General features: G+C 58.8%; 11 protein-coding genes. 7 read left to right on the top strand and 4 right to left on the bottom strand.

Going from position 1 to position 13,148, the window contains the following annotated elements; translation table 11 throughout:
* Window positions 1-59: 59 nt before the first annotated feature.
* The 4 genes from J8Z22_RS13930 to J8Z22_RS13945 all read left to right on the top strand — a co-directional run bounded on the left by J8Z22_RS13930 (window position 60) and on the right by J8Z22_RS13945 (window position 4,614).
* Window positions 60-1,010 carry a TDT family transporter gene (locus J8Z22_RS13930; protein ID WP_252006841.1) on the top strand — a complete coding sequence of 317 codons (951 nt, stop codon included), beginning with the start codon at window positions 60-62 and terminating at the stop codon, window positions 1,008-1,010.
* A gap of 697 nt (window positions 1,011-1,707) precedes the next feature.
* Window positions 1,708-1,944 (top strand): hypothetical protein, encoded by a 237-nt coding sequence (locus J8Z22_RS13935; RefSeq protein ID WP_028111660.1) that lies wholly within the window; start codon window positions 1,708-1,710, stop codon window positions 1,942-1,944.
* A gap of 140 nt (window positions 1,945-2,084) precedes the next feature.
* Window positions 2,085-2,378 carry a hypothetical protein gene (locus tag J8Z22_RS13940; RefSeq protein ID WP_156896913.1) on the top strand — a complete coding sequence of 98 codons (294 nt, stop codon included), beginning with the start codon at window positions 2,085-2,087 and terminating at the stop codon, window positions 2,376-2,378.
* Between the two features lie 304 nt (window positions 2,379-2,682).
* Entirely contained in the window at window positions 2,683-4,614 is a 1,932-nt protein-coding gene (locus J8Z22_RS13945; protein ID WP_252006842.1) for an HD domain-containing phosphohydrolase, read from the top strand.
* A 9-nt stretch (window positions 4,615-4,623) separates the two neighbouring features.
* Here J8Z22_RS13945 and J8Z22_RS13950 read toward each other — a convergent pair whose 3' ends face one another.
* The 3 genes from J8Z22_RS13950 to dnaQ all read right to left on the bottom strand — a co-directional run bounded on the left by J8Z22_RS13950 (window position 4,624) and on the right by dnaQ (window position 9,187).
* A complete protein-coding gene (locus tag J8Z22_RS13950) occupies window positions 4,624-7,047 on the bottom strand; it encodes a heavy metal translocating P-type ATPase (protein ID WP_252006843.1) in 2,424 nt (807 codons plus the stop codon).
* Window positions 7,048-7,204: 157 nt separating this feature from the next.
* Window positions 7,205-8,455, bottom strand: a complete 1,251-nt coding sequence (locus J8Z22_RS13955) for a TIGR03503 family protein (RefSeq protein ID WP_252006844.1) — start codon at window positions 8,453-8,455, stop codon at window positions 7,205-7,207.
* A 3-nt stretch (window positions 8,456-8,458) separates the two neighbouring features.
* Window positions 8,459-9,187, bottom strand: coding sequence for a DNA polymerase III subunit epsilon (dnaQ, locus tag J8Z22_RS13960; protein ID WP_156896912.1), 729 nt, complete (start codon window positions 9,185-9,187; stop codon window positions 8,459-8,461).
* Between the two features lie 66 nt (window positions 9,188-9,253).
* On the opposite strand from dnaQ, the gene rnhA reads away from it, so the two are divergent.
* The gene (gene rnhA, locus J8Z22_RS13965; protein ID WP_028111658.1) at window positions 9,254-9,727 is read left to right on the top strand and encodes a ribonuclease HI; all 474 of its coding nucleotides are present in this window, start codon (window positions 9,254-9,256) and stop codon (window positions 9,725-9,727) included.
* 7 nt (window positions 9,728-9,734) lie between these two features.
* Here the strand turns inward: rnhA and J8Z22_RS13970 are convergent, their stop codons facing one another.
* Window positions 9,735-10,478 carry a class I SAM-dependent methyltransferase gene (locus J8Z22_RS13970; RefSeq protein ID WP_028111657.1) on the bottom strand — a complete coding sequence of 248 codons (744 nt, stop codon included), beginning with the start codon at window positions 10,476-10,478 and terminating at the stop codon, window positions 9,735-9,737.
* 214 nt (window positions 10,479-10,692) lie between these two features.
* On the opposite strand from J8Z22_RS13970, the gene gloB reads away from it, so the two are divergent.
* Both gloB and J8Z22_RS13980 read left to right on the top strand, forming a co-directional pair.
* Entirely contained in the window at window positions 10,693-11,460 is a 768-nt protein-coding gene (gene gloB, locus J8Z22_RS13975; protein ID WP_035415171.1) for a hydroxyacylglutathione hydrolase, read from the top strand.
* Window positions 11,461-11,545: 85 nt separating this feature from the next.
* Window positions 11,546-13,132 (top strand): LysM peptidoglycan-binding domain-containing protein, encoded by a 1,587-nt coding sequence (locus J8Z22_RS13980; RefSeq protein ID WP_035415169.1) that lies wholly within the window; start codon window positions 11,546-11,548, stop codon window positions 13,130-13,132.
* The last annotated feature ends 16 nt before the right edge of the window (window positions 13,133-13,148 follow it).

The raw sequence follows: 13,148 nt of genomic DNA on the forward strand, positions 1-13,148 counted from the left end.
TATTAAATTAGCAAAGGGGAGACAATAGCCCCGTATTTAGAGCAACTCAGAGATCTATTATGTCCCAATCCATCGTCCATCGCCTGCAACGCCTGCCGACCCCCATGGCCGGCCTGGCACTCGGAATCGCCAGCCTGGGAGTCTGCCTGGATCAGCGTCTGGGCGGGGATCAGTGGTTACAGACCGGTGCCGCGGCCATCGCCGCCATCTTGCTACTGATGGTGGTCAGCAAATTCCTGTTTCATCCCGGGTTACTGAAGAAAGAATCCGCCGACCCTCTGGTCGGCAGTGTGATGCCGACCTTTACCATGGGCATCATGATGGTGAGCAAATCCCTGGCATTGGTATTTCCCATCGCCGCGACCGGCCTGTGGCTGACCGCCGTTAGCCTGCACCTGCTGCTGCTGGGCGCCTTCGTGTTCTTCCGCATTCGCGACTGGAATCTGTCCCACATGATCCCCAGTTGGTTTGTGCCGCCCATCGGCATCATCGTCGCCGCCCTGACCTGTCCGTCCAACCACTATGAGTCTTTGGCCCACGCGCTGATCATTCTCGGCCTGGTGAGCTACGCGATACTGCTGCCAACCATGCTGTACCGGTTGATTTTTCTGTCCTGGGACGAGCACCACACTCGCCCGACCTTTGCCATCATGGCGGCCCCGGCCAGCCTGACACTGGCGGGCTACCTGACCATCGAGTCTGCGCCATCGCCACTGCTGGTGATGATATTGCTGGGCATCGCGCTGACCATGACCACCCTGGTGTATCTATCGATGCTGCACCTGTTGCGACTGCCATTCAGCCCCGGCTATGCGGCCTTTACCTTTCCGCTGGTGGTCAGTGCCACCGCGCTGTACGAGTCGGCCAAGCACTTCCAGTTGTTTGGCCTTGGCGATGGCAGCCTGCTCCGGCAGATGGCGGACATTGAGTTAACCGTGGCCGTATTGCTGGTAAGCTACGTCGCCATCCGTTACCTGCACGCCTACTGGCCCCGTCCTCGCACGGCGTAGTCTAACCGTCCGCAGCCCACGGTCCGCTGCGGACACTTTTTAGCTGGTTATTGTTCCAAACTCACCGCCACCGAACCTTCCATACTGCGATCCGCCGCCCGGCTGCACCGACCACCACCGCTGTTTTCCAGCAATACGCAGGCCTGAGGTTACCGCGCGCACTGCGCAACAAACCAGCCACCCCCATCACGGTTCATTTGACATTTTTGATGGCGGTCACAGCAACACCAGGAACGCTCTGGTGTTGCCTCACTCCTGCTCATCGCCAGTGTGTGAACTCGATCACCACCGCAATCGCTCATTTTTGGAACAAAAACGTGACTGCCGCCGCACTTTTTTCGCCACTCTGTATACCATCCGCCCGATCCCAACCATGAGTGACAGAATGATTCACTACCCTCAATGATTCAGGCGGCATCAAGCTCGACCCCGGCGCCTTATGGGGCCATATTTTCTCTCTCAGGACAAAGTGTCCTAGAGGGTTCACCTTAATCAAAACAACTGAACCGGGTCATCAGTTGGCTAAAGGAAAATGATGACTCCTAACCCCAAAGGGTAAGAGAACTTAATCCAGCCCTCAATTAGATCAAAAGTGGGGAGGGAGTTAACAATATTCATTGATGGTTATGGGACTCACCCAAAAGAGTATGGTTATATAAATTCCACGGTAATAGCTCGTTTAATAACAGAGGTATATATGGAAGTCCTGGAATTGGTTGGAAGTTGTCTCGTATTATTCGCATGCTTGTGTCTTGCCGGTCTGGCACTCTTTTATATTGCCTCTCTGGTTGTTGCAGCATTGGTGTTCATTTCCGGCTTGTACAACAACGAAAACGGAACCCGTAATCCGGTGGTGATTGCCTGGGAACTCAATCGCGACGAACGTCGCTGGCCCCGACCCAAGAACTCTTTGAGCCCCAAGGGCTACAGCTAAGCCAATACAGATTCTCTCCCTGCCAGCTATCGGCAATTGCGGGTACCGCGCTGGGCAGACTGAACCGTGACCCTGTCGGGGTTCAGAATTTAGATAAAAAATACGAATTCAATAAACAAATCGAAAGTAAGGAAATAGTGATGGATCAGAACGTCAATCTTATTGAACTTGTTCATCATGTCGGCTGGGTATATCAATCTACAGCGGTCACCCAGGAACCCGATGGTAAATTAGTTTTTTGGAAAATACCCTTGCACGAAGTATTGGCGATTCGCAGTTCAAACCCTTCAAAATCACTTCGCAAAGAGATGGGAAAAGATTTTGAAAATTGCATCATCCCCACCGAGGGACGCAAGCAAAAATTGGCCCGCGACTGGCATAGCAGCGTTATCAGCGCCCTCAACTACATCGACGCCGAACGCACTCTGAATTAACCCCAGATTGGACTGACCGCAGACCTCGACCCTGCCACCTCTCTCTGCGGTCGGTCCTCCCAGTGTTCCCGAAAGACCGGCTTATGCCGTTGCAGTAACCTTTTGAACCGGCCACAGGCCTCGACAGTGCTACCTCTCTTCTGCGGCCGGTTCCCTTTTCCTCGCTGTGCAAAATCTAATTTTTACATCTGTTTTAGCAAGTTAGGCGTGATTCTAATTGGCTTGCAGGTGCAATTTCAGTACATTGAACTCAGGTAACTAGACTGAAATGTCGATCCCTTTGCCGCCAGCAGGAGTCGCCCATATGAATCACGGCCTCAACCCCGCCGCCCTTCCTGAGGACCTGCTACGCCAAAGTCGGCTGATGTGGGCACGGCTCGAACCCGACCTCACCGTCAGTCAGGCCAGCGAGTCATTCATGGACGCAGTCCAGGGGCCCGCCACCTTGCCGGCCCCCCTGACCGAGCTGATGCCTGCTATCACCGCACAGCAGTTGCAACAACTCGGGGACCTCGGCAGCCACACCAGCCTCAACCTCATCGATCGCCACGGCAAAGGGCTGCAGTGCGACCTGCATCCCTCCGACGATGGCCATGGCTGGCTGACACTGATTCGCTTCAATCTGGACAACCGCTGGTTGATGCAACTGCACCCGGATTACAACCATGCCCTGCAATCCAGCGATCAGTGGCTTGGCCACCTGGAATCGGTGATGCAATCGGCGCCGGAGCAGGTCTTTCAGCAGGCGATCCTAAATGCGGTTCACCTGTCCGGCTCCGAACACGGCTACCTGATGCAGCTCAGTGACAACCGCGACAGCCTGACACTCACCGCCACCACCCTTGATGACGCGCCGCTGCAGCACAGTTTTGCCACACCACAGTTGCCGGTACAACAGCAGTGCTTGCTCCAGCAACAACCGGTCATCGACAACGCCCCCGACAGTGCCACTGTTGCCCCCTGGCTCAACGGCCTTGGCATCCGCAATCACCTGTGTCTGCCGGTTAACTATCGCGGCCGCACCGTCGGCATTGTCGGCGTGGTCAATCGAGCCAGCGCCTACACCGACATCGACGCCAAAACCCTGTTGGTGTACAGCACCATCATCTGGCATGCCATTCAACTGCCCCGCACTCTGAAAGTGGTGGCTAGGCAATCGCAGTTGATTCGAAAGCAGAAACTGCAGTTGAATCAGTCACTGGTCAAACTGGTCAGCGCCATCTCCGACTCCCTGGAACTCAACGACCCTTACACCGCCGGGCACCAGCGAGCGGTGGCGGAGCTGGCCTATCAGATCGGCGAGAAGATGGGCATGAGTCAGCACCAGTTAGAAGGGTTGAAGCTGGGGGCGCTGATCCACGACATCGGTAAACTGGCCATTCCATCCCAGCTGCTCAGCAAACCTTCGCGCCTGTCCAGCCAGGAGTTTGAACTGATCAAAACCCACGCCGTTAAAGGCGCCGACATCATCAAAGACGTGGTCTTCCCCTGGCCCATCAAGGCGATGATTCTGCAACACCACGAGCGCCTCGACGGCTCGGGCTACCCCATGGGGTTAAAGGGAGAGGCGATCATTCTCGAAGCCCGCATCCTGGCGGTGGCCGACGTGGCCGACTCGATGCTGTCGCACCGCCCCTACCGTCCGGCTCAGGGCTTTGAAAATTTACGACAGGTGCTGATGGAGGGCCGAGGCAGCCTGTTTGATGCCACCGCCGTGGATCTGTGCCTGTCGATCCTTTGCAAACAGCAGTCAAGCAACCACAACCTGGTCAACGCCCTGCCCCTGAATAACGTGGTGATCCTGCACCTGGATGACACCCTCGAACAGGCAGAGCAACGGCTGCACAGTCAGGATGCCAGCGTCGGCTTTGTGGTGGACGACCACAGCCCCAGACTGCTGGGCTACCTGACCGCTTCCATGCTGACCTTCTGGCACAGCCCCCTGCTGGATACCGCCGCCGAACGCACCCTGGACAGGGAACTGCAACAACGTAAGCTGCACCAGGTGATGCGCCACAACATTCCCAGCATTCCCTGCTGTACCTCGTTGGCCAATGCCGCACTGGCGTTGCAGCAGAGCGACGAGCACTTCCTGTTAGTCACCGACAACGACGAGCAGCCGCAAGGGGTGCTGACCTGGCCCACTCTGGCCACGGCGCTGCAGCATCAACACCCCGCCGACAATCACCCCTGGACCGGGGTCAACCTGGGCTTCAGTGACTCCACCGCCAACTGAGCAACGGCGCTATTGGTGCGGCGACCAGCGAAAGCGCTTTAATCGATTGGCATTGCTGACCACGGTTACCGACGACAACGCCATCGCCGCCGCCGCGACCACCGGACTGAGCAAGCTGCCGGTCAGCGGATAGAGCACGCCGGCGGCGATGGGTATGCCCAGGCTGTTATAGACAAAGGCACCAAACAGGTTCTGGCGAATGTTGGACAGGGTTGCCCGTGACAAGGCGATGGTCTTTGCTACCCCGAACAGCGACGGCTTGACCAGGATGATGTCGGCCGACTCTTTGGCCACGTCGGTGCCGCTGCCCATGGCAAAACCCACATCGGCGGCCGCCAGCGACGGGGCGTCATTAATGCCATCGCCCGCCATTGCCACCTTCAGGCCCTGCTGCTGCAACCGGGCAATCACCCGGGCCTTATCGGCGGGCTTCATCTGTGCCTCAAACCGATCCAGCGTTAACTCGGTGGCGATGGCCGCCGCCGTGGTCTGATGATCTCCGGTCAACATCATGATCTGCAGCCCCATGGATTGCAGCTGTGCCACCGCTTGTCTGGCATCGTCCCGCAGCGGATCGGCAATGGCCAGCAAGGCCACCACCACCCCATCACGAGCCAGGTATACCGGCGTCTTACCCTGGGCCGCCAGGGAGGTCATCAGCTCGGCAACCCCTTCCACACCGACCCCCAGCTGCGCCATCATCTCGCCATTGCCCAGCGCCATGGCCACACCGTCGACCTCACCCTGCACTCCCAAGCCGGTAATGGCCTGAAACCGGCTCACAGCCAACAGTGGCAACTGTTGTTGCTGGGCCCGGGCCATCACCGCCTCAGCCAAGGGGTGTTCTGACCCCTGTTCCAGCGATGCGGCCCAGCTCAGTACCTCGGCCTCGTGGTAGTGCGCCAAAACCATCACATCGGTGACCACGGGTTGCCCCTGTGTCAAAGTGCCGGTCTTATCCACCACCAGGATATCCAGATCGGCGGCCTGCTGCAGCGACTCGCCAGTGCGAATCAACAGCCCCATCTGCGCCGCCTTGCCAACGGCGTTGATCACCGACATCGGTGTCGCCAGCCCCAAAGCACAGGGACAGGCGATGATCAGCACCGTGGTCAGCACCACCAAGGCGTGACTGGCCGCAGGTGCCGGCCCCCACAGATACCATAACGAGGCGCTGAACAAGGCAATGACCACCACCACAGGCACAAATACCGAGGCAACCCGGTCCGCCAGACTGGCAATGGGCAACTTGCTGCTTTGCGCGGTCCGTACCAAGCGAATGATCTGCGCCAGCGCCGTTTGCCGGCCAACCCGGGTCGCTTCCAGCACCAGCGTCCCCTGTTTGTTCAGGGTGCCGGCACTGACCGTGTCACCAACCCCTTTGGCCACTGCCACCGGCTCTCCCGTAAGCATGGACTCATCCACAAAGGTCTCTCCGGCAATCACGCTGCCATCCACCGGCACCTGCTCACCGGGCTTGAGCCTGAGCCGCTCTCCCACCCTGACCTGATACAAGGGGCGCTGTTGCTCCCGACCGTCCACCAACACCCAGGCGGTTTTCGGTGCCAGCGCCAGCAACGCCCGCAGGGCACTGTTGGTCTGGCGCTTGGCTTTCTGTTCCAAAGCCTGGCCCAGGTTAATGAGGCCGATGATCATCGCGGAAGCTTCGAAATACAGGTGCCGACTGACGGCAGGAAAGGCGTCCGGCATCAACACCACCGCCATGCTGAACAGCCAGGCACTGCCTGTACCCAGGGCGATGAGGGTGTCCATGGTGGCACTGCGATGACGCAGCGCCTGCCAGGCACCGCGATAAAAGTGGCCGCCGCAAATCGCCATTACCGCCAGCGTTACGACGCCCACCAGCCCCCAGGCCAGTTGCTGCAGCGGCGTATCGACGGTCATCGGCATGCCGGCCCAGGCCCACAACATCAATCCGCCGCCGAGCAGCAGGGCCACCGCGCTGTCCCGGCGCAGCCGGGTCAACTGCTGCTGTGCCTGTTGCCGCAGCGGCTCATCGTCTTGAGACTCCTGCCAGTGGCCCGGGTAGCCGGCTTGTCGCAACTGCTGCTCCAGTTCCACCGGCTCCAGGGTGCTGTGGATCAGCACCTGTTTGCTTGCCAGATCCGTGCGCACCTCGTCGACACCGGCAACGCCAGTCAGGGCCGACTCGATGCGTCCGACGCAGGCGGCGCAGCGCATGGCGGGCACCGAGAACGTCATCCAGTCGGTAAGCCGCTCGCTGGCGTCATACCCCGCTGCTGCCAGTGCCTGAATCAGGCTATCAACGTCGACGTCGCCGTCGACCTCAGCCTGCTTCAGGGCCAGATTGGTCCGCACCGAGGTCACTCCGGCGACCGTGCTAAGCGCTTGCTCGATCTTACTGACGCAGGCGGCGCAGCGCATCGGCGAAATCGTTAATTGAATGGACATGGGACTCTCCGCTTAACCGAATGCAAGCAGTATAAAGTCTCCCGTCACTGGAGGGTCAAAGGGAAAGGTCTCCCGTCACAGGAGCGTCATAGGAGAGGGTCACTCGAAGCCGGACGCTCAGCCCTTCGGCATCCAGGATGCCAAAGGGCGCGCTGACTCAGGAGGAGAGATCGATCTTACTGGCCTCAATCTGCATCTCGGCTTCGCGACTGGCCGCTTCCATTTGCTCGGTCAAACGCATCCGCTTGCGCCAAAACAACAGCACCACAATGCCAAACCCGAACAGCAGCGCATTGGCGCCGACCACGATGCTGATCACTCGCCAGCGGGCCGCATCCTCTTTTTCCTGCAACTGCTGCTGCACCAACGCCGCCCGCTCTCGTGGGCTTAACGTCGGCGGCGGTGGCGGTGAGACATAGAAATTCAACGCCGGTAACGTCAGGTAGAACTCTTTGCCGTCGGCAGTCGTACCGACGGCGATGCCGTTAATGACGTAGCTGCCCATGTCCATCACCATGGACAACGGATAGCTTTGCTGCGGCAGAGTGGGATCAACGGCCAAATCACTGACCATGCCAGAAGGGGCTCGAATCGACAGCGCCAGGTGCAACTCACCCGGCATCAGGTCCTCTTGATCGACGCTGACGTGGACCCGAAAATCCCGGGCATCGGCTCCAGGCTTCTCCGGCACCGACAGCCGCACCGGCTGACTGATGATCTCCATCTCCTGCTCGATCACCCGGCTGAATACCTTGTTGTTCACCATCAGTTTCAGGTCATACATGCCTGAGGGCTGATCAAAATCCAGCGTCGAGGTAAACAGGCCATCGTCAGGGCGCTCATCCAAGGAGGAGCCGTCGTCGATAAAGCCACCGATTTTGCGCACTCCGGCGGCGTAGTTTTCGTCGCCGGGACGGTTGGAACTGGTCAGCCGTACTTCCCAGCTGAGCATCTTATGAAAATCGCGGATGGCCAGGCGCTTACTGTCGCCCTCGATGCTGGCATTAAGCTTGATGCGCTCACCGCGAAATACCTTGGCAGGCAGGGGGTCCAGCTGCAGCTGAATGTCGCTGATCAGCAAGATCTTACTGTGTTCACTGACCTGGCCAATCAACTGCCACGGGCCGGGAGTCGGATTGGCGACCTTGATCATGTCACCGGCTGGGCCTTCACTCCACTGCACCGAGTCCGGATGGCGGGTGGAATACCACTTACTGCCATCGGGCAGCACCACGATCACCGGCGCGGAGCGCTCTTTGCGCTGCACCAGCATGGTGATGGCATCAATGCCATGATCCACCCGAAAACGGTTGTCCAGCAGTTTTAACGCCTGGGGCGACACCGCCCAGGCTGCACTGCTCATCCCCATAAGCAGCAGTCCGAAGACCGCCGCTGTCAATCGCCTCATCCGTTACCCTCGTTGCCAGATTGGATCGCTGACCAACTCCATGCGCGTGTCGTGTCTAGTTATATCATCGGCCGATGCCCGAATCACTTTAAGGGGACGTCGGGATGGATCCAGCCGAATGATGCCACCACCATCGGCGTCGGCTCCGGAGGCCAGCTCCAACGCCTTTTGGCCACCGGTCATAAACAGGAACACGTCCGCCAGGATCTCGGAATCGAGCAATGCGCCGTGCAAAGTACGGTGGCTGTTATCGATGCCGTAGAAACGACATAAGGCGTCCAGATTCAGGTTGCCCTGAATCTCACCCTTACTTTTTTTCTCCCGTGCCAGTTGCAGAGTATCGATGATGGTGCAATGGGCCTCAATGGTTTCATTGCGGCCCAGTTTCTCAAATTCATAGTTGATGAAGCCGGTATCGAACGAGGCGTTGTGTGCGATCAGTTCGGCACCGCGAACAAACTCGACAAAGTCATCCACCACTTCATGGAACATCGGCTTATCGGCCAAAAACTCATCGGTGATGCCGTGAACTTCGATGGCCTCCGGATCCACTTCCCGGTCCGGCTTGATGTACACATGGTAGGTTCGGCCGGTCAATTTACGATTGACCATCTCCACACAGCCGATCTCAATCAGGCGGTGACCCAGGTAATGGGGACCGGCATCCTGGTTCATACCGGTGGTTTCCGTATCGAATACGATCTGGCGAATTGGGCTATTTATGTCTGTCATAATCCTGATTAGCAACAAGTTGCGATATACTGGGGCGCTACGGCACACGCTATGGTACCAATTTAAATGACTCAACCAAAACATGTCACCCTATATACCGACGGTTCCTGTCTCGGCAACCCGGGGCCCGGGGGATACGGCGTGCTGATGCGTTATCAGCAACACACCAAAGAACTCAGTGCCGGCTACCAGCTGACCACCAACAACCGCATGGAGATGCTGGCCGCCATCGTGGCACTGGAGACCCTCAACGCTCCCTGCACGGTGGATCTGCACACCGACAGCCAATACCTGCGTCAAGGGATCACCCAGTGGATTCATGGCTGGAAACGAAAAGGGTGGAAGACTGCCAGCAAGCAGCCGGTGAAGAATGTCGACTTGTGGAAACGCCTGGACGCCGCCACCCAACAGCACCAGATTGAATGGCACTGGGTCAAAGGCCATTCCGGCCAACCAGAGAATGAGCGGGTGGATGATCTTGCTCGTGAAGCCGCCGGCCAGAGCAACCTATTGGAAGACAGCGGCTACCAGCCGGCCTGATTCCGCCCTAGCGGCTACAGCGGCGCTGACCCGCGGCCTCACGCCCCATGGCTGCCGGTGAGGCGATCAAACGCTTCTTCGGCCGCCACAATGGCCGTGCCGGCGTCAATGGCACTGCCAGCTTACGCGCGACGATCAGGTACACCGATGCCAATGACGGCGTCTGTTGCGCCATCCATTGTTGTGGCCACAGGAACCGATCCGGTGACCACAACAGCGAACTGAAGGCCAGCGGTTCGTGTCCCACAATCTGATACCCCAGCAGCCCCAGCCAATCTTTGATTCGATTGGGAGTGAACATGCGGCCGTTCCACGGGTAGCGTTTGCGACAACTGGGCGATAACAATCCCATCCCGGCAGGGCTGACCGGGTTAAAGCCGACGATGACCATATGGCCCCCCTCCACCAACACCCGATCGGCTTCACGCATCACTCCATGGGGATCCTGGTGGAAATCCATCACCAGCGGCAACAGGCAGGCATCGACGCTGCGACACTGCAGCGGCAGATCATCCAGGTCGCCCCACATATCGCCACCGGTGGCGGTGATCACCATCTGATGACGAATGGAGCACAAACCAGAATTCAGTTGCGGCGCCAACGGGCCCAGTTTCACCATGTGATAGCCGAACAGCTTCGGCCACCAGCTGTCCAGGCCAGCAGAGATCTGCTGGCATAACCAGTCACCCCAGGGCAGTTGCTGCCAGTTGGCGGGCGGTGTGATGGCGTTATGACTGTATGCTGGGCGCATCGAACTCCATGGATTGGCTAACCGACTCAGGAGTAAAGATAACTGACAATGTGGTGCCGACGCCAGCATACCGTCGGCAACCGGCGTGGTAATTGCCGCCCAAATCGCGGCAAAGAGCTGCAGCTCATGCCTGCGGCACACGGCGACGATTTCTCTTTGCTATGTCATTTTTCAGGCTTACACTGGTGACTCACCGCCCTTTCGGAATCCCATCATGCTGAGCATTACCCCGATCCCCGCCTTTACCGATAACTACATCTGGTGCCTGACTGTCGGCGCCAATGCCTGGGTCGTGGATCCCGGCGATGGCGACGCCGCCGAGCGTTACCTCAATCAGCAGGGGCTGGTGCTGTGTGGGGTATTGATTACCCACCACCATTCCGACCACGTCGGTGGCGTTGCCCAGTTGAAGCAGAGCTGGCCGAGCATCAGCGTGCTGGCTCCCGCCGGGTCGCCCTTTACCGGCGCCAGCGTCAGCGTCAATGACGGCGATCTGCACACATTGCAAGGGCTCGGTCTCAGTGCGCTGGTAACCCGCTGTCCGGGCCACACCCTGGATCATGTCGCCTACAAAATCGACAATCACCTGTTTTGTGGCGATACTCTATTCAGCGGCGGCTGCGGGCGGCTGTTTGAAGGCAGTGCCGAGCAGATGTACGACTCACTGCAACGGCTTCGGGATCTCGGCGCCTCCAACCTGCTTTACCCCGCCCATGAATACACCCTGGCGAACCTGGAGTTCGCCTTGGCGGCGGATCCGGACAATCAGCAACTGCAAGCCCACAAGGCCCGCTGCCTGAAGCTGCGCCAGGACGGCATTCCAACCCTGCCCACCAGCATGGCATTGGAGCTCGGCATCAACCCGTTCCTGCGCAGCCACCTGCCGGAACTGCAGCATCAGGTCAGCCAGCACATCGGCCGCGACTGTAAGGACAGCATCGACTGCTTCGCACAGTTACGCTCGTGGAAAGACAAGTTCTGACAAAACGGTTACAATCCCCGTCCATATACGCCTGGCGCAGTCTGTTATCTGCGCCTTTTTGTAGGCTGATAAAAACGGTATATAAATGATTAATAAGAGACTTTCTGCTCTTTCTCTGGCGGTTCTGCTGACCGGCTGTCAAAGCCTGAGCGGCGGCGAAGAGCACGCCTTGAACGACGCAGCAATCCCCGCCGAAGTTGCCCAGGACAACGCCGAACTGGCCCCTGGCAACAACAACGACGAGCAGGAAGCTCAGCAGCCCGTCATTCTGCCCCCCGACGACGTGTGGGAACGAATCAGCCGTCAAATGGCCATGACCGTCCCCGACAACGCCCGGGTCGAGCGGTTCCGTAAATGGTACAAGGCCAACCCTCGCCATCTGGAGATCGTCTCCGAACGCGCCGATCCCTACCTGTATCTGATTGTCGAAGAGGTGGAACGACGCGGGCTGCCCATCGAACTGGCGCTGCTGCCCATCGTCGAAAGCTCATTCGATGCCTTCGCCTACAGCCATGGCGCCGCCGCCGGGCTGTGGCAGTTCACCAGCCCCATGGGCCGCTACTTCGGCCTGCAGCAGAACTGGTGGTACGATGGCCGCCGTGATGTCGCCGCCTCCACCCGCGCGGCCATGGACATGATGGAGTACCTGTATAACAAGCTCGATCACAACTGGTTGTACGCCCTGGCCGCCTACAACACCGGCGAAGGCCGAGTATTCCGGGCGATTAAGAAAAACAAAGCCAAAGGCAAGCCTACCGACTTCTGGTCGCTGGACCTGCCCAAAGAGACCGAGCGTTACGTGCCGCAACTGCTTGCCGTGGCCGACGTGATCCGCAACGCGGAACAGTACGGCATCGAACTGGCGCCCATTGCCAACAAGCCGCAGTTGCAGGAGATCGACACCGGCAGCCAGATTGATCTGGCCCTGGCCGCCGACATGGCCGACATGTCCGTGGCCGACCTGCACCGCCTCAACCCGGCCTACAACCGCTGGGCCACCGCCCCCGACGGCCCTCACAAGCTGCTGCTGCCGGTGGACAAGGCCGACGGCTTTATCACCGCCCTGGCGGACACCGGCTCTACCGAGCGGGTCAACTGGCTGCGTTACGAAGTGAAAAATGGCGACTCTCTGGGCGTCATCGCCAAGCGTTACCACACTCGAGTGGGGATCATTCAGTCGGTCAACAACCTGGATGGCAACATGATTCGCATCGGCCAGCACCTGCTGATCCCGGTGGCCGCCAAGGATCCTGAACTGTACCCGTTCAGCGCCGACCAGCGTCTGGCTCGCAAGCAATCGAAAAAACGCGCCAACTTTAAGCTGGAGCACATTGTTAAGCCTGGCGACTCCCTGTGGACCATCGCCCGAGCCAACAAGGTCAAGGTATCTCAACTGGCCAGCTGGAACTCCATGGCGCCGTCGGACACCATCCGTCCGGGACAAAAACTGGTGGTGTGGGTTAACCGCATCAGCAAGAAGCAGGACAAGACCTCGGTGATGCGCCAGGTCAGTTACAAGGTCAAGAGCGGCGATTCCCTGGCGCGCATTGCCAAGAAATTCAACGTCACTGTGGCCGATCTGGTGCGCTGGAATCAGCTAGACAGCAACAAGTACCTGCAACCGGGCCAGGGCCTGACCCTGTACGTGGACGTGACCAAGATCAGCACCTAGCCGTCCTTTAACACGA

The organism is Ferrimonas sp. SCSIO 43195 (genome assembly GCF_023716685.1).
Taxonomy (GTDB): Bacteria; Pseudomonadota; Gammaproteobacteria; order Enterobacterales; family Shewanellaceae; genus Ferrimonas; species Ferrimonas kyonanensis.

Coding starts and splice junctions, on each gene's coding strand:
- J8Z22_RS13955 (WP_252006844.1), bottom strand. CDS start 8,455: ATGAGGCGATTGACAGCGGCGGTCTTCGGACTGCTGCTTATGGGGATG.
- J8Z22_RS13930 (WP_252006841.1), top strand. CDS start 60: ATGTCCCAATCCATCGTCCATCGCCTGCAACGCCTGCCGACCCCCATG.
- J8Z22_RS13940 (WP_156896913.1), top strand. CDS start 2,085: ATGGATCAGAACGTCAATCTTATTGAACTTGTTCATCATGTCGGCTGG.
- J8Z22_RS13950 (WP_252006843.1), bottom strand. CDS start 7,047: ATGTCCATTCAATTAACGATTTCGCCGATGCGCTGCGCCGCCTGCGTC.
- J8Z22_RS13970 (WP_028111657.1), bottom strand. CDS start 10,478: ATGCGCCCAGCATACAGTCATAACGCCATCACACCGCCCGCCAACTGG.
- gloB (WP_035415171.1), top strand. CDS start 10,693: ATGCTGAGCATTACCCCGATCCCCGCCTTTACCGATAACTACATCTGG.
- J8Z22_RS13945 (WP_252006842.1), top strand. CDS start 2,683: ATGAATCACGGCCTCAACCCCGCCGCCCTTCCTGAGGACCTGCTACGC.
- rnhA (WP_028111658.1), top strand. CDS start 9,254: ATGACTCAACCAAAACATGTCACCCTATATACCGACGGTTCCTGTCTC.
- J8Z22_RS13980 (WP_035415169.1), top strand. CDS start 11,546: ATGATTAATAAGAGACTTTCTGCTCTTTCTCTGGCGGTTCTGCTGACC.
- dnaQ (WP_156896912.1), bottom strand. CDS start 9,187: ATGACAGACATAAATAGCCCAATTCGCCAGATCGTATTCGATACGGAA.
- J8Z22_RS13935 (WP_028111660.1), top strand. CDS start 1,708: ATGGAAGTCCTGGAATTGGTTGGAAGTTGTCTCGTATTATTCGCATGC.